13 protein-coding genes are annotated in these 16066 nt (G+C 61.7%); 2 read left to right on the forward strand and 11 right to left on the reverse strand.

The features are described 5' to 3' along the window. Positions 1-156 precede the first annotated feature (156 nt). Positions 157-1077 (forward strand): LysR family transcriptional regulator, encoded by a 921-nt coding sequence (locus tag C7534_RS09515; RefSeq protein WP_109785615.1) that lies wholly within the window; start codon positions 157-159, stop codon positions 1075-1077. A gap of 105 nt (positions 1078-1182) precedes the next feature. Here the strand turns inward: C7534_RS09515 and madM are convergent, their stop codons facing one another. From madM to mdcA, 9 genes are all read right to left on the reverse strand, one after another. Continuing rightward, positions 1183-1947: a malonate transporter subunit MadM gene (gene madM / locus C7534_RS09520; protein ID WP_046029781.1), complete on the reverse strand. Its 765-nt coding sequence runs from the start codon at positions 1945-1947 to the stop codon at positions 1183-1185. A gap of 1 nt (position 1948) precedes the next feature. Then, positions 1949-2365, reverse strand: coding sequence for a malonate transporter subunit MadL (gene madL, locus C7534_RS09525; RefSeq protein ID WP_046029780.1), 417 nt, complete (start codon positions 2363-2365; stop codon positions 1949-1951). A 65-nt stretch (positions 2366-2430) separates the two neighbouring features. Further along, positions 2431-3342, reverse strand: a complete 912-nt coding sequence (gene mdcH / locus C7534_RS09530; RefSeq protein ID WP_109785616.1) for a malonate decarboxylase subunit epsilon — start codon at positions 3340-3342, stop codon at positions 2431-2433. Further along, positions 3339-3959 (reverse strand): malonate decarboxylase holo-ACP synthase, encoded by a 621-nt coding sequence (locus C7534_RS09535; protein WP_109785617.1) that lies wholly within the window; start codon positions 3957-3959, stop codon positions 3339-3341. The genes mdcH and C7534_RS09535 overlap by 4 nt, the downstream gene beginning before the upstream one ends. After that, positions 3953-4756: a biotin-independent malonate decarboxylase subunit gamma gene (gene mdcE / locus C7534_RS09540; protein ID WP_046029777.1), complete on the reverse strand. Its 804-nt coding sequence runs from the start codon at positions 4754-4756 to the stop codon at positions 3953-3955. The genes C7534_RS09535 and mdcE overlap by 7 nt, the downstream gene beginning before the upstream one ends. Continuing rightward, positions 4753-5616 carry a biotin-independent malonate decarboxylase subunit beta gene (locus tag C7534_RS09545; RefSeq protein ID WP_109785618.1) on the reverse strand — a complete coding sequence of 288 codons (864 nt, stop codon included), beginning with the start codon at positions 5614-5616 and terminating at the stop codon, positions 4753-4755. Before C7534_RS09545 ends, mdcE begins: the two co-directional genes overlap by 4 nt. Beyond that, a complete protein-coding gene (locus tag C7534_RS09550) occupies positions 5609-5908 on the reverse strand; it encodes a malonate decarboxylase subunit delta (protein ID WP_046029774.1) in 300 nt (99 codons plus the stop codon). The genes C7534_RS09545 and C7534_RS09550 overlap by 8 nt, the downstream gene beginning before the upstream one ends. Further along, the gene (locus C7534_RS09555; protein ID WP_109785619.1) at positions 5908-6783 is read right to left on the reverse strand and encodes a triphosphoribosyl-dephospho-CoA synthase; all 876 of its coding nucleotides are present in this window, start codon (positions 6781-6783) and stop codon (positions 5908-5910) included. The genes C7534_RS09550 and C7534_RS09555 overlap by 1 nt, the downstream gene beginning before the upstream one ends. After that, positions 6783-8453, reverse strand: coding sequence for a malonate decarboxylase subunit alpha (gene mdcA, locus C7534_RS09560; protein ID WP_109785620.1), 1671 nt, complete (start codon positions 8451-8453; stop codon positions 6783-6785). The genes C7534_RS09555 and mdcA overlap by 1 nt, the downstream gene beginning before the upstream one ends. 652 nt (positions 8454-9105) lie before the next feature. Here mdcA and C7534_RS09565 point away from each other — a divergent pair. Then, positions 9106-9492: a DUF6124 family protein gene (locus C7534_RS09565; protein ID WP_077431110.1), complete on the forward strand. Its 387-nt coding sequence runs from the start codon at positions 9106-9108 to the stop codon at positions 9490-9492. A 150-nt stretch (positions 9493-9642) separates the two neighbouring features. On the opposite strand, the gene C7534_RS09570 is transcribed toward C7534_RS09565, so the two are convergent. After that, positions 9643-10113 carry a chemotaxis protein CheW gene (locus C7534_RS09570; RefSeq protein WP_046029767.1) on the reverse strand — a complete coding sequence of 157 codons (471 nt, stop codon included), beginning with the start codon at positions 10111-10113 and terminating at the stop codon, positions 9643-9645. Further along, complete coding sequence (locus C7534_RS09575) at positions 10106-16021, reverse strand: Hpt domain-containing protein (protein WP_109785621.1); 5916 nt, start codon at positions 16019-16021, stop codon at positions 10106-10108. Before C7534_RS09575 ends, C7534_RS09570 begins: the two co-directional genes overlap by 8 nt. Positions 16022-16066: the final 45 nt, after the last annotated feature.

Genomic DNA, 16066 nt, shown 5'->3' on the forward strand with positions numbered 1-16066 from the left:
AATTTGATGCAACATCGCGCAAACTGTGGGGGCTGTCGAGTGGAACGAGGTTGTGGTCAGAAATTCGCAGCCTCGTTTCACTCGACAGCTCCTACATAGCTGCTACAAAACATCGCATGCGTGCACAATCGAGCCATTCGAATAAGAGTCCGGGCCATGCTGATCGACGAAGAATTGACCCTGAAAAAGCTCGAGGTGTTCCTGGCCTTCATGCGCACCGGCAATCTGGCTCGCGCCGCCGCCGAGTTGCAGACCAGTAACGTCAGCGTACACAGGGCGATCCATTCCCTGGAAAGTGCCTTGCGCTGCCCGCTGTTCAAACATGAAGGCCGTAACCTGACGCCACTGGAAAGCGCTTACGTGCTCGAAGAAAGAGCGCAGAAACTGATTCAGGACGTGGTCGAAACCGTGCGCCTGACCCGCGAAGCCGCCGGATTTTCCGCTGAACGCTTCAAGCTCGGCTCGCTGTATTCACTGACGGTGAAGACCGTGCCGCAGCTGATCATGGGCCTGAAAATCCGCCGCAGCGAACTCAACATCGACCTGATCCTCGGCTCGAACTTTGACCTGCTGTACAAGCTCAAGAACATGGAAGTCGACGCGATCCTGGTGTCGCTGGACGAGAGCGTCAACGACCCGGACTGCGAGCAGATCCCGCTGTTTTCCGACGACATCTTTCTCGCCACGCCGGCGGATTCAAAGTTCGCCCAGCGCACGGAAGTTGATCTGGCCGAAGTGCGCGACGAGACATTCATTACGCTGACCCAAGGCTTTGCCACGCACCAGGACGGTAATCGGGTGTTCAAGCAGGCGGGGTTCGAGCCGAAAGTGGCGATGCAGGTCAACGACATCTTCACCCTGCTGAGCATGGTCAGTTCAGGGGTGGGTTATGCGTTGCTGCCAGGCCGGATTGCAGCGGTGTACGAGAACCGGGTGAAGCTGATCCCCTTGCAGGAAAAGTACCGGCTGCAGCAGCACATCGGGGTGGTGTTTTTGAAGGCCAAGGAGCGCGACCCGAATTTGCTGGCGTTGTTGGCGGAGTGCCGGATGTATGCCAACCGCCAAGCCACCCAATGATCGTTCCCACGCTCTGCGTGGGAATGAATCAATGGACGCTCTGCGTCCGCTTTGGGACGCGGAGCGTCCCGGGCTGCATTCCCACGCGGAGCGTGGGAACGATCACTAACCGACAATCGCGCGAACAATGAAGTACAGCAGCGAAGGCCCAAGCAAGCACCCAAGCCCGGTGTGGAACGTCGCCGTCAACGCCCCGTAAGGCACCAACCGCCGATCCGTCGCGGCCAAGCCTGCGGTCACCCCGCTGACCGTCCCGGCCAACCCGCCGAACACCATTGCCGAACGCGGGTTATCCAACCCCATCCAGCGTGCGGCCATGGGTGTGCCGACCATCACCAGAATCGCCTTGATCAACCCGGTGGCAATCGACAACGCCACCACGTCGGAACTTGCACCAATTGCCGCCCCGGTCACCGGCCCAACGATGTACGTCACAGCGCCCGCACCGATGGTGGTCATGCTGATCGCATCACGATAACCAAACACCCAAGCCATGCTCGCGCCGACAATGAACGGCAAGATCGTGCCCAGAAGCAGCGCAATCACGCCGATCAAACCAGCCTTTTTCGCTTCGGTTGCTTGCACTTCGAATGCCGTGGCGACGATCGCAAAGTCTCGCAGCATGGCGCCGCCCATCAGACCAATGCCGGAAAACAACGTCAGGTCCGCCAGGCCTTTTTGCCCGCCGGTCAGGGTGCCGCCGACCCAGGCCAGGACCAGCCCGATGACGATGGCAATGGCCGAGCCGTGAATTCGTCCGAATGTCAGACGCTTCGACAAGACAACCGACACCCACATGATCACGCCTACAAAGGCAAACGCGGTCACCAGACCATTAGCGGTCAAGCCTTTATCAATGAGTTCCCACATATCAGCGACCTCCTACTGGTGTGCCGACCGGGGTAACTTCCGCCGGTTCATCGGGCAAGGGTTCGCCTTTGTGGGTCCGGCTGATCAGCGCAATGGTGCAGCCGCAGATCACCACTGAACCAATCGCCGCGAGCACCGCCACCGGTCCGCCATGCAGGGCTGTCACCACGTTCTGTTGCGCGGCCATCGCGACCACCACCGGAATGTACATGGCGCCCCAGAAGCCGACGCCCATCTCGCAATCCTTGGTCATGCCACCGCGCTTCTGCATCCACAACCGCGCGCAGATCAGCAGGATCATCGCGATCCCGACCCCGCCGACGTTGGATTTGACGCCCAGTAACACGCCAAGCGCGTCACCCATGATCACCCCTGCCAGCGTACAAATCGCCAACAGCGCCACACCGTAAATAATCATTGTTGTAGTCCTCAAAATGCATCGTCGAATGTTGTTTTTGTTGTTCGAAGGCCTGAGTCGGAGGTCTAGGGTTGGCGGCTTCCCTCCTCACGCAACAGCGCCTGCAAGGTATCGAGCCGCGCACCGTCGAAGGCAATCACGGTGCCTTGCTCGAACACCCGGCGCGCCAGCCCGGTCAGCACCGCACCGGGCGGCAGTTCGATCTGAAGTCGTACGCCGCGCTCATAGGCGCTTTGTACCGTGCCGCGCCAATCAACGACACGGCACATGTTGAACGCGAGGTCATCGCGCAAGGCGTCGGCATTGATGATGGGGCGGGCACGACTGCCACTGAGGTAGCCCAAGGTCGGCGTTTTCAATGACACCTTGGCGAATGCTTGCGCCAGAATTTTTGCCGGACCATCCAGCAGCGGGCAGTGCGAAGGCACGCTCACTGCCAACCGTTTGGCCAGACCGGCACCGTGACCTTTCGCCAACGCCGCCACTGCTTTCATTGCCTCGTCGCTGCCGGCTATCACCACCTGGTTATCGGCGTTGATGTTGGCCAGGTAAACCGGTGTGTCGATGCTGTGAACCTGCGCCAGCAGTTTTTCCACGGTGGATAAATCCAGACCGATGATCGCGGTCATGCCATAGCCCTGTGGATAAGCCTGTTGCATCAGTTCACCGCGCAAGCTGACCAGATGCAGCGCATCGCTGAAACTCAAGGCACCCGCGACCACCGCTGCCGGGTAAGCGCCAATGGATAACCCGGCCACGTAATCGGGCTTCATCGACAATTGTCGTGCCGCCGCGACGCCTGCGATCAACAGGCAAAGCTGAACCGCCCTCGTCGACCTCAATGCCTCGGCGCCATCGAGCAGCAGAACGTCCTCGCCCAGCACATCACTCGCCTCGTTCAACACGTCCCGAGGCAAGCGCTGCAGCATGCCCGGCTGTTGCGCGCCCTGACCGGGGAACACCAGCAAACTGCTCACGCTGCTTGCTCCTGAGGGTTCCAGGGGTTGCCGACCAAACAGGCAACCCGGTCGCTTTTCAGCAAGATCTGTGACGAAGACCGGGCCCATTCGCGGAGTGCGACGGCGCCAAACGGTGTCTGCAATTGCATGTCCACCCGACACTCAGCGGTGTCGAGAACCGTCACTAACGCCTGCGCTTGAGTACGGCTCAGCGGCTGCGGTGTGCGCAGAATCAAATCGAGATCGCTGCGCTCATGCAGCGCGGAAAAACCGCTGGCCAATTCGAAACCGGCGCTGCCGCTGATACCCCATATCCAACCGCAGGCGTCGAGCATCGGCCGCAGTTGCGCCAGTGCTCGCAGCGCCGGCAGATCGCGAGTCGACTCGACATGACTGAGGTCTTCCGGCCTGACCCGACGCGAAATCGCCGTGATTGCCATCGACGTTGCATAACGCTGCTCGCGCAAACGCCCACGCACCCCGACCGCGATGTGATCCGGCGCCGTCATCGCGCGCCGAACCACTACCGGCTGACCCGCGCAAATCGACTCGACCACCCACGCAGGCGCATCCGCAGGCAACTGCTCTGGCGTCATCCCCCAGAGCAAGTCGTGGGCCAGGAGCGTATTCACCACTGTGCTCTCAGCAGTTGGCGAACCTGGCTGGAGGCGGCGCGATGGGTCGCGCCCAAGCGGCTGCTCAAGTCGCGTCCCTTGGCGGCGACATCCTCGATGGCCAGGCTCAGGCATTCCGTCACCCGTGTAAGGTCCGCCGCCGTGGGTTGTTCGATCTGCTCCACCGACAAGGTTTCCCAGAGCAATCCAAGGCTGGCGTAACTGTCGATGTCATACGCCATGGGCGGCACGCTGGCCGCCAACGTCTCCAGTTCTTCGACACTGCGCAACGTCACTCGGGCCGCCGAGGCCTTGCCCATGGCATGCACCATCACCCCCGGATCACGCAACGCAATCAGGCGGTTGGCCTGATAACCGTGGGCCAGAAACGCCCCGGACATCGCCTTGCCCACCAGCAAACCGATCACCGCATGGCCGGCCAATCGAGCGCGGGCATAACTGTCCGCCGCCCCGGCCAAGGCCTGATGAATCCCGAGCGCTTCTTCGCGCCGACCGTACGCCTGACTCGGTACATCGACGATGGCGATCAAGGCACGCTTGTGTGGTTTGTCACGGTCAGCGGCGATCACTTCATCCACGGCTTTGGCCAAGCCCCAGCCTTCGAGCAAACCCACTTCACCGTTGCGAGCGCGGACAAAACGGTTGTCCGGATCAGCCACCACCGCAATAAACCGCGCCGGCTGACTACCCAACACACCATCGGCCACTTTCAACGAAGCCGGCAAACCCTCAACCGGTTTGGCGCCTGCACTCAAGGCGTTGAACCAGTGCAACCCTCTCAGGGAATACGAACTCATGAGCGTTCTCCTTGGTACAGATCGCGAACCGTCGCCGCTTCGATTTGCGGCCCGGCATCGAGGCGGGCCAACCGCTGCAGGAACAGATCGGCCTGACGGCTGCGTTGTTGCGCAGGCAAACCTTGCTGCAGCAATTCACTCACCTGCTGCTGAATCTGCGCCACATCATCGGCGACATAACGATCCACCAAACCACTGGCGAACCGTTGCTCGCCACCGGTCAGGCTCCAGATGAATGGCCGGTCACGGGAGTCGTACTCCTCAAGGCCCGCTTCCTGTTCGATCACTTGCGGACCATTCAGGCCAAGGCGCGCTTCCTGGGTCACCAGCAAATAGCTGCACAACCCGGCGGCAATCGACATCCCGCCAAAGCAGCCGACGCTGCCGGCCACCACACCAATCACCGGTTGGTATTGGCGCAGATCGACAATGGCCGCATGAATATCGGCAATCGCCGCCAGCCCGAGGTTGGCTTCCTGCAAACGCACCCCACCGGTTTCCAGCAGCAACACGGCGCGGGTTGGAATGCCGTTGCGGTTGTCATCGGCGGCCAGCTCCAGCGCGCCCGCCATCTTCGCTCCGCCGACTTCGCCAAGGCTGCCACCCTGAAAGGCACCTTCAATGGCCGCGATCACCACCGGCAATCCACCGATGCTGCCCTTGGCGATGACCACGCCGTCGTCCGCTTGCGGCACCACGCCCTGGCGCGACAGCCACGGCGACATGACGCGCTGGAACGGGTCGAGCAGTTCGCGATAGGTGCCAGGGTCAAGCAAGGCTTTTGCTCGTTGCCGGGCGCCGAGTTCGACGAAGCTGCGTCTTTGTAGGTATGGCTGCAAGAGTTCTGCGCTGTCAGTCATGGCCGATCTCCTCAAAGCCTTGCTCCAGACGCAAGCGCACCACGCCGGGGGTCGCGCCGAAATCGTGGATATCGATGTCCATCGCCGGCGGCGTCTGGCCCTCGAACATCCGCGTAAACAGATGTTCCCAGCGTTGTTCGCTGCCATTGACCGAGGTTTGCACGGTGATCGTCAGCTTGCCGGCCTGACCCGGTTCGATCAGCACTTCCAGATCGCCCGAGCCGACACAGCCCACTAGCGTGCGGCCCCGTGGCGGTTGGCCGGCGGGGAATTCAAAGGATAAGGTTTCCATCAGAAAGCTCCCTGGGTGAGGCCGTCGCACGACTCGATACGGTCGACAAACAGGCAGGCTGCGAGCAAGTCGGCAGCACCACCGGGCGAGGCGTTCAACGCGATTAATTGTTCATCCAGCTCATGCAAACGGCGGCGACCGGCGAGGCTGGCGCTGCCACCCGCATCGAGCACGGCCTGGGCGCCCAGTTGCATGGTGTTCAGGCCTTGTTCGCCGGCGCGGTAGAGCACGCAGGTGTCAGCCAGCGTTGTCATGATTGCCAGCAAGGCATCGAGGCGAGCGTTCTGCTCGCCATGGCCAGCGGCGCGACTGCGCTTGAGTTGCGGCAGTGCACGCTGGATCACCGCCGGAAAGCCCAGCTGCGCTTCTTCACGAGCACCGCGTGCGCCGTAACGCTGGGCGACTTGAGCGCCGTGGCTGAGCGGGCGCGGAGCATGACGGTCGTCGAGTAACGCGAGGCGTGCTGCGCGTAACGACACGCTGCTTGCGCCAGTGGATTGAGGGTCCAGCGCAGCGCCCGTGACCAACAGCCCCAAGGCCCAGATCGCTCCGCGATGGGTATTCACCCCACCCGTGGTGGCGAGCATCGCTTGCTCACCTTCGCGTCCAATCCGCCCCACTGCTTCACGCAGCGGCAAGCCGATTTCGCCGAATTCGATGGCGGCTTCCGCCATTTCTCTAAAGGCCGGCCACAACGACAACGCCGATGCGTGCATCAGCCCCAGGTGCAAGTCGGTATGCGCACCGTTGCCGCGACGATCGACCAGCGCCGGTTTTGGCGACAGGTCTGCTTCGTCGATCAGTACGTCCACCGCCAAGTCTGCCAATTGCTCGGCCAGGGTCAGGGTTTTCGGTTGCAGGTTAAGTGCGTGCATTACCAGCTCCTGAACTTGGCGGGCGGGTTGTAGAGGCCACCGGACCACTCCACCAGGTCAGCCACACTTTTCGCCGCGAGCAATTCGCGTGTGGCGTCGGTGCGGCGGATGCCGAGGTCTTCGGGCAAGGCAATCAGGCCTTCGCGGCGCATGCGCGCGGTGTCTTTGGGGTTGTGGCGCAGGCCGATGACGGTCACTCCGGCGACGGCGGCGATCATCGCCTGGCGTTCTTCCAGCGAACGCGCCTTGTACAGGTAGGCGATGCCTTCTTCGGTCAGCAGGTGGGTGACGTCGTCGCCGTAGATCATGATCGGCGCCAGCGGCATGCCGCTTTTCTTCGCCACCTCCACTGCGTCGAGGGTTTCGACGAAGGTTGGTTTGCCGCCCTCCTGGAACGTCTCGACCATTTGCACCACGAGTTTTTTACCGCGTTCGAGCAGCGGCTCTGGCCCGTCGGTGTGGCGCATGTCGAGCCAGGCTGGCGTGCCATGACGGCGACCGCGTGGGTCGTGGCCCATGTTCGGCGCACCGCCGAAACCGGCGAGGCGTCCACGGGTTACGGTGGAAGAATGACCATCACCGTCAACTTGCAGCGTCGCGCCGATGAACAGGTCCACCGCGTATTGCCCGGCCAGTTGGCTGAACATCCGGTTGGAACGCAGCGAGCCATCGCGCCCGGTGAAGAACACGTCCGGTCGTGCGGCGATGTAGTTTTCCATCCCCAGTTCGGTGCCGAAACAATGCACGCTTTCGACCCAGCCGCTTTCAATCGCCGGGATCAAGGTCGGGTGCGGATTGAGCGTCCAGTTGCGGCAGATTTTGCCTTTGAGGCCGAGGGATTCACCGTAGGTCGGCAGGATCAGTTCGATGGCGGCGGTGTTGAAACCGATACCGTGATTCAGCGACTGAACGTTGTGTTTTTCGTAGATGCCGCGGATCGCCATCATCGCCATCAAGATGTGCACAGGCTTGATGTGCCGTGGGTCGCGGGTGAACAGCGGCTCGATGTAGAACGGCTTGTCGGCCACCACCACGAAATCGACCCACGAGGCGGGGATGTCGACGCGCGGCAGGTCGCTGACATCGTCGACCAACTGGTTGACCTGAACGATGACGATGCCATCGCTGAAGGCAGCCGGTTCAATGAGTGCGGGAGTGTCTTCGGTGCTCGCCCCGGTGTAGATGTTGCCGGCACGGTCGGCCATGAAACCGGCCGAGAGCACGACGTTGGGAATCAGGTCGACCACCAGCCGCGCATAGAGCTCGATGTAGGTGTGGATCGCGCCGATTTCCAGCAGGCCGTCTTCCAGCAGCTGGCTGATGCGCAGGCTTTGGGTGCCCGCGAAGGAAAAGTCGAGTTTGCGGGCAATGCCGCGTTCGAACAGGTCCAGGTGCTCGGCACGGCCGACGCTGGGCATGATCATGTGCAGATCGTGCAGCTTGGCGGGATCGGCCTTGACCAGGGAACGGGAGAGGAAATCCGCCTGCTTCTGGTTATTGCCCTCCAGCACCACACGGTCGCCGGGCAGGATCAACGCCTCCAGCGCGGCGACGATGTTGTCGGTGGGCAACACCACACCGTCGGCCAGATCCTTGACCAACGCCAGACGCCGCTGCTTTTCGCTGCGCCGGCGCGTCCATCGCGAGTCGGGGGATATTGTTGTTGTCATGACCACTCCACGGGTTCGCTGTCGTGGGGTCACCTTAGGAGTGTTGGGTGGGGGGCATCAATCAAGCACAGAGACGGATCGTTACGGTCAGGGTAATGATCGCCTAAACGATCGTTCCCACGCTCCGCGTGGGAATGCCTCAAGGGACGCTCCGCGTTCCAGCTCTGAATGGGACGCGGAGCGTCCTGGGCTGCATTCCCACGCAGAGCGTTGGAACGATCAAACCGATCAGTCCCAAAAAAGGACCGATAGGTCGCTTTTTGGGAATCTTCAACTTTTGCCAGCCGATTGGGATTTTTGTGTTTAAAAGTTTGTTCGCTGGAAGGGTGCGAGGCTACACAGTCTGGCGTCGCCGCCTACAGCAATGCCGGAAGCCGCTGACTGGTGGGGTTTTGCGCTGAGCTTTATCGTTTGTGGGTCGCTGCCAATTCAGCGGCCGGGTCTGGAATCCCGAGGTGTAGAAGGCGCAATAGCGCCCCCTCATGACGTATGCTTGCGCACCTTTAATGTGTGTACTCCGTTATGGCGGCTGTGCGCGGGAGACCTTCGGGTCTACCGGGTTTTCTCCACCTCGGGTTCCAGCCCGCGTACAGCTGCCACCCCTTCGGCTGGAACCGAGGGAGCAGCTGAAAATCATTACTGGAGATTCACTATGTTTAAAGCCACTCCCAATCCCCCAGAAACCGATACCGATTCCGACGACCCCCTCGAAGCCGAAAAGCTCAAGGAAGCCGCCGACCGCGCCTTCGCCCATTACTTCCCCCCTGCTCGCGACAAACCATCGAGACGCCGTAACAAATCCCGGCTCTTCACGGTATGCCCCGACATCGACGCCGAAGCCCTGCTGGCCAACGCCTCCGAAGACATGCTGTCGATCAGCGCGATTGCGGCTGATCTGGCGGACGATGTAGAAGGCTCTCGCCGCTCGGTTGCCTTGGCGATCAGCCGAATGGCGGATGGGGTTCAGTTGTTGGTGGAGCGGGCGCTGGATCATTACGAGGCGTTGCAAATGCAGATGAGGGCTCAGGCCAAGGTTTAGCAGTGAGGTATTCGGTAAATTGACGGCCTATATCGCGGGCAAGCCCGCTCCCACAGTGTCCGTGACTTGCTCAAATCCTGAGTCATCCACAATACCTGTGGGAGCGGGCTTGCCCGCGATGAGGCCGGCGAAATCACCACAATATCCAGATCAGTTGGCTAAACCAGCCGTAACCAACAACTCCTCCAGCGCCAGCAAGTCCGGCACCTTGGCCACTTGCTCGCCCACCTGCACCGCCGCTTGCTCCAGCGAACACAACGGCACATCGACATAGCTCAACTGACTGTCGAGCTTGTACGAGCGAGGAATCCCCTGCACCAGCAACGCAATGAACTTCAACGCTGGCCGCCCGCCCAGCGCGTTGAGAATCACGATGCGCACCCGCTCGCCGATGACGACTTTATCGCCACACGCCGATTCAAAACTGAGCAGCGGAATTTGCCGGTCCCGCCACTTCACCAGCCCCAGGTACCACGGCGGTGTATCCAGATCGAACGCCCCCGGTTGATAGTCGATCAGCTCCGCCACCGCGACATTGGGCACGATCAGATTGCGGTCGGCCAAGGGCAGCAACAGGCCGGTGAGGTTGTTGGTGCGCTGGTAAAAATGGTCATCAAGCATGGGATTTGCTCCACAGGGCGATGCTTTCGAGCAGCACCGATTCCTGGTACGGCTTGCCAAGGTAATCGTTGACGCCGATGGCCATCGCGCGGTCGCGGTGTTTCTGCCCGGTGCGTGAGGTGATCATGATGATCGGCAGGTGCTGCAAACGCTCATCGGCGCGCACCTGGGTCGCGACTTCGAAACCGTCCATGCGCGGCATCTCGATGTCCAGCAGCATCACGTCCGGCATGTGCTCTTCGAGCAGCAGCATGGCGTCGACCCCATCCTTGGCGGTCAGCACGTTCATGCCGTGGCGTTCGAGCAATCGGCTGGTGACCTTGCGCACGGTCACCGAGTCATCGACCACCAGCACCAGCAGCGGTTTTTGTGGCTCGGCCTCTGCGTCCTGAATAAGCGTCGGGGGCGGCACATGCGCCTGCATCGCCCGGATCGGCGCCAGCAAATCAACGATCAGCACCACCCGGCCATCGCCCAGGATCGTCGCGCCGGACAAACCCTGCACCGCCGCAAACTGCGGGCCGAGGCTTTTCACCACGATCTCGCGCGTGCCGGCCATGGCGTCGACCTGCACGGCAATGTGCCGGTCGTTGCATTGCACCAGCAACACCGGCAACGGCAGGCTTTGGCCCAGTAATTTCGGGCGGGTGCTGGTTTTCAGCAGCTCGCCCAGGTAGCACAGCTCATAGTGTTGCCCGGCGTATTTGTACCTCGGCGGATCGAGCCGGTAATGCCCTTCCAGTTCGTTGGGCAACACACGAACGATGCCGTCGATGGTGTTCAGCGGGATCGCGTATTGATCCTCAAGGCACTGCACCATCAGCGCGCGGTTGACCGACACGGTGAACGGCAGGCGAATCCGGAAATGCACGCCCCGCCCCGGCACAGAGTCGATGACCATCGTGCCACCGAGCTGTCGAACTTCTTCGTGGACCACGTCCATGCCGACGCCGCGCCCTGAAATCTGGGTGATCTTCTCGGCCGTGGAAAACCCCGGCTGAAGGATGAACTGCAACACGTCGCGGTCACTGATATCCGCATCTTCGGCTAGCAAACCGCGCTTGATCGCCTTGCGCCGCACCGCATCCAGCGGCACGCCGGCACCGTCGTCGCGGATGTCGAAAATCATGTCGCCACCCTCGCGAGACAAGTCGAGAGTGATCCGCCCCTGCGCCGGTTTGCCGGCCGCGACGCGCACCTCGGCCGATTCCAGGCCATGGTCCACGGCGTTGCGCAGCATGTGCTCCAGCGGCGCGGCCATGCGTTCGAGCACGTTGCGGTCCATCTCGCCTTCAGCATTGCCGATGATGAATTCCACGTCCTTGCCCAGCTCACTGGAGACCTGTCGAACGATGCGCTTCAAACGCGGCAGCATCCGCTCGAACGGCACCATGCGCGTGCGCATCAGGCCTTCTTGCAACTCGGTATTGATGCGGCCCTGTTGCTGCAGCAGGTTTTCCGCGTCCTGATTGCGCCGGTCGAGGGTTTCCTTGAGGTCCAGCAAGTCAGAGGCCGATTCGAACAGCGCACGCGACAGTTGCTGCAATTGCGAGTGTCGGTCCATTTCCAGCGGGTCGAATTCTTCGTAGCCCAGGCGTTCGGCGTCGACTTGCTGACGGCTGAGAATCCGCCCCTGGGTTTCGGTATCGAGCCGGCGCAATTGGTCGCGCATCCGCTCGATGGTGGTCTCCATCTCGCTCAAGGTGACGCGCGCATCGTTGACCTGCTGTTCGATACGGCCACGGAAGATCGACGTTTCGCCCGCCAGGTTGACCAGATCGTCGAGCAGTTCCGCCGAGACCTTGACCATGTCGGCACCGGCGTCGGCTTGTGCTACAGGCGTCTCGGGCTTGGCCACGGCAGGCGCCGCCACGGTCGAAGGGAGCTTGGCCGGTTGGAGCACGGCCGGGTGGCTGAAATTCTTGATGGCATCGATCAGTCGGTCAGCCGGCGGCAACGGCTGACCGGCGCGGGTGGCATCCAGCATCTGCGCCAGCCGATCGTGGCTGCTTTGCAACAACGTGAACAACGCCGCGCTCGGTTGCAACGCGCCCGCCGACAGGCTTTCGTAGAGAAACTCCAGCTCATGGGCAAGGTCGCCGATGGGGGCGATTTCCACCATGCGCGCGCCGCCCTTGAGCGTGTGCAAGTCTCGTAGCAGGGTTTCTATTTCTTGTCGGCTCGACGGCTCGGCTTGCCAACGCACAAGCGCGGCGCCGGAGTTTTCGATGATGTCGAAACCTTCTTCGAGGAAGATCTCCAGCAACTCGGGATCATGGCCCGGCGAATCGTTGGCCGGTGTGGGCTCGGCCACTTCGGCGGCGCTGGCATTGCCTTGACGAAAGGCGCGAATCGCCTCGATCAACTCGCTCGGGGTCCCCAGCGATTGCTGATTCTGCAACTGTTCAAGTAGCAGGGCGAGGCGGTCATGGCTCTTTTGCAGCAACTGCGCCAGGGTTTCACTGTGGTTGTAACGGCGGTCCACCAAGCCTTCGTAAAGGCTTTCCAGTTCATGGGCCAAATCGCCGACCGGCTCGACTTCGGCCATCCGCGCACCGCCCTTGAGCGTGTGCAAATCGCGCTGCAAGGACGACAACGGGGCGGCGTTGTCCGGGTCACGCAACCAGCGTTGCAGGGCCTGACCAGCACTTTCGAGGATGTCCATTGCTTCTTCGAGGAAGATGGAAACGATTTCGTCGTCGAACTCCACCGGGGTCGCCGTTTGCTCAAGTTCGGCGGTGGCGCTGCCCAGTTCGCGAATGCTCAGGGTGCGGCTGCCGTCACTGCGAATCAGGCCCATGGACGATGGGTCGAGGCTTTCATCGAGCAACTCGCGCAACGCCCGGATGCGTTCCGGCTGCGGGCTGACTTCCTGGCCGGCGGCCAGTTCGTCGAGCATGTTGATCAGCGCTTCGTGAGCACTTTGCGCTTCATGGAAAAACCGCTCGCTGACCGCCAGGCTGCTCTCTTCCACCGCGCCATACAGGTCGAGCAAGGCTTCGCAGAGTGCGTCCACCGGGTGCAGATCGGCGAGGTGCGCGCCCTCGCCGAGCGTGGTCAGTTCATCCAGCAACGCGGTCAATTCCTGACGTTCGCCGGGATGCTGTTGCCAGCGCTGCAACAAGCTTTCGGCGTCCAGCAGGATGTCCATGCCCTGGGCCAGGAAGTTGTTGATCAACTGCGGGTCGCGCTTGGTTCGCAGCGCGGTATCGGGCGTGCTCAACAGCGTTTGCAGACGCTCGGCGAGTAATGACTGGGTGCGTTCGATCAATGAGCCGGCACCGCGAATCTGCGCCAACGGATCGGTCGTGAGCTGGCGCAAGCCGAGCCGGAACAAGCCTTCGGCTTCCAGCAACAGTTCGACTTCGTCCAGGTCCAGCGCTATCAGATGCGCCTTGTACTCACGGGCCAGTTGATCCAGTGGCGTTGCCAGCTCGGCGATCGGCAAGACGCCGGCCATCGAGGCGCTGCCCTTGAGCGTGTGCAACGCTCGCTGCAATTCGTCGCTGGCCTGAAGCGGCACATGCTCGGCAGCCTGATCAAGGAAGCGATTGAGGCTGGCCAGGTGGGTTTCGGCTTCTTTGCGGAAGATCTCCAGCAACAGCGGATCAAGGGCCGCCACGTCCTGGGTATCTTCATCGCAGGCAGGTGCATCGCCTTTGGCGAGGGCATGGGCGCGCGCGGCCAACTGGTCGACATCGTTGCGCTGACGCTGGACATTGCCGGCGTACTCGGTCACCAGTTCCGGCAGTAAATTCAGGGTATCGGCAAGCAGTTGTTGCACGGCGGCCCCCGGCGCGACGTTGTCCTCCAGCACACGGTTGAGCAGGTTTTCCACCGCCCATGCCAGCTCGCCCAGCACCAACGCGCGGACCATCCGGCCGCTGCCTTTCAAGGTGTGGAACGCTCGGCGCAATTCGCTCAAGGCACACTTGTCGTCGGGGTTGGACGTCCAGCGCGGCAAGTATTCCTGGAGGATATCCAGGACCTCATCGGTCTCTTCGAGGAAGACTTCGCGCAACTCTTCGTCGACCGGTTCCTCACCGGCGGGCGGCGGCAACAGGCTGCCTGGGGTGGTCAGCGCGGGCGGATTGACGGAGGACACCGGGCTGGCCAGCACATCGGCCAGCGTCTGCACGATCTCGGGGTCATCGAGCACCTGCATCTGCTGCATGACCTGGGCTTCACTCGGGCTGAGCACATCGTCGAGCATCGGTACTTGCAGTTCGCTGGGGAAAACCCCGAGCGACGCCAGGCTTTTTTCAGCGACATCGAGCAGTTGTTCCCCCGGTGCTTCGGGATCGTCGCCGAGGCGTTCCAGGTAATACTCGATGCTGGTCACCACATCGGCCAGGCTGTCCAGTTCCTGCCAATCGGGCTGGTCCGGCTCCAGCAGCAAATGGTCGCGAATGAAGTGATTGCAGGTTTCGACCAGGCTCGCCGCCCGGCTCAACGGGATCATCGACAACGCGCCGCGCACTTGCGTCAGCAACGCCGGCAGCGCCTGCAGTTGCTGGCGATCCCAGTCGGCGTCGATGTAGTCGACGATCATGTCCTTGGCTTGTTGCAGGCAGATGCGCGCTTCGCGGATGACGATCTGGTGAATCTGAGTCAGGTCGGTGGTCGGCAGGCGGCTTTCTTCCTGGCTCTCGGGCTCCACGGTGCCGACCATGCCGGCCAGGGTGGCTTCGACGTAGAGCAAGGCGCCCGCGACGTCCATGAGGATGGCGTCGTTGGGTTCGCGCTGGCCCTGAACCAGGCTGAGTACCACCGCCAGTTGATCGATGATGACTTTGCGCGGCTGCCCAAACCCCAGCACCGCCAGGGTGTCGGCGATCTGGCGCAGTGGCGCCAGCAGGCTGTCGAGGTCCGAGGTGTGCTGACGGTCGCTGCGCACGAACAGGTCCAGGCGCTCCTTGACCCGCACCAGTTCTTCGCAGAGCGCGGCCAGCACCGAACGCATGGCATCGCGGTCGGGACCGGCCAGGCGTGCGCGTTCTTCATCGACCATCGCGCTGTCGGGCAACGCGTCGTCCAGTGAGTAGCGATCTTTCATGGTCAGCATCTGCCCGGTAGGAAGTTCGGCCTTGGCAATGTAGAACAGCAAACTCTTGAGCAGCTCGGGCGGTGCCGGCTGATTGATCCCGCGGATGCCTTGTTCGAGCAAACGCTTGAGTTCTTTGTCAGCGTCCTTGAACAGGCTGCGCAGCGCCGGGCTGTTGGCGATCACGTCTGTGCGCATGCCTTCGACCAGTGCCGAGGCGACTTGCCACAGCGGGCTCAGGGGCGCATCAGCGCATATCCCTTCAAGGCGTGAAAAAACCTTGGCCAGATAATTAAAATGGGTGTCGTCATCCTGTTCTCGCAGCAACCCGACCAGTGCCATTTGCAGCATCTGGCGCAATTTGCGCAGCACATTGGCGAAGTCCGCAGGCTCAAGCAGCGCCAGCGACGCTTCGTCCAACGGTGGCAAGTCCACCAGTTGCGGGCTGAACAGGCTGGTTTCCGACAGCAGGGTTTCACCCCGGGCGCTGCGCAAATCGTTAATCAGCGGCAACACCACCAAGGGCAGGTCACGGCGTGCCCCTTGTATGCGGTCGAGGTAAATCGGCAGTTGCCCGAGGGCTTGCATCAACAGGTGCAGCGCTTCATCACGATGGCTGACGCGGTTCTGCAGCAAGGCGCTGGCCAGCTGTTCCATTTCTTCGGCGAGCAGGGCCGCGCCGTAGAACTCGACCATCTGCAAACTGCCGTGAACCTGATGGATGTACGCCAGGCAATCGCTCAAGGCGTGCAGCGCCTGCGGGTCATCAAGCAACGTTTCGATTGCTTGATGGGCCTGCTTCAGCGTTTCGGCAATCTCGCCTTTGACCCACTCGAGGGCCACATAGTCGTGCCGATCACCCATAACCACTCCAGTCCCTACGCCTTTCAAAAATCATACGCCTGTGGC

The sequence above is a fragment of the Pseudomonas sp. OV226 genome, assembly GCF_003148705.1.
Lineage (GTDB): Bacteria > Pseudomonadota > Gammaproteobacteria > Pseudomonadales > Pseudomonadaceae > Aquipseudomonas.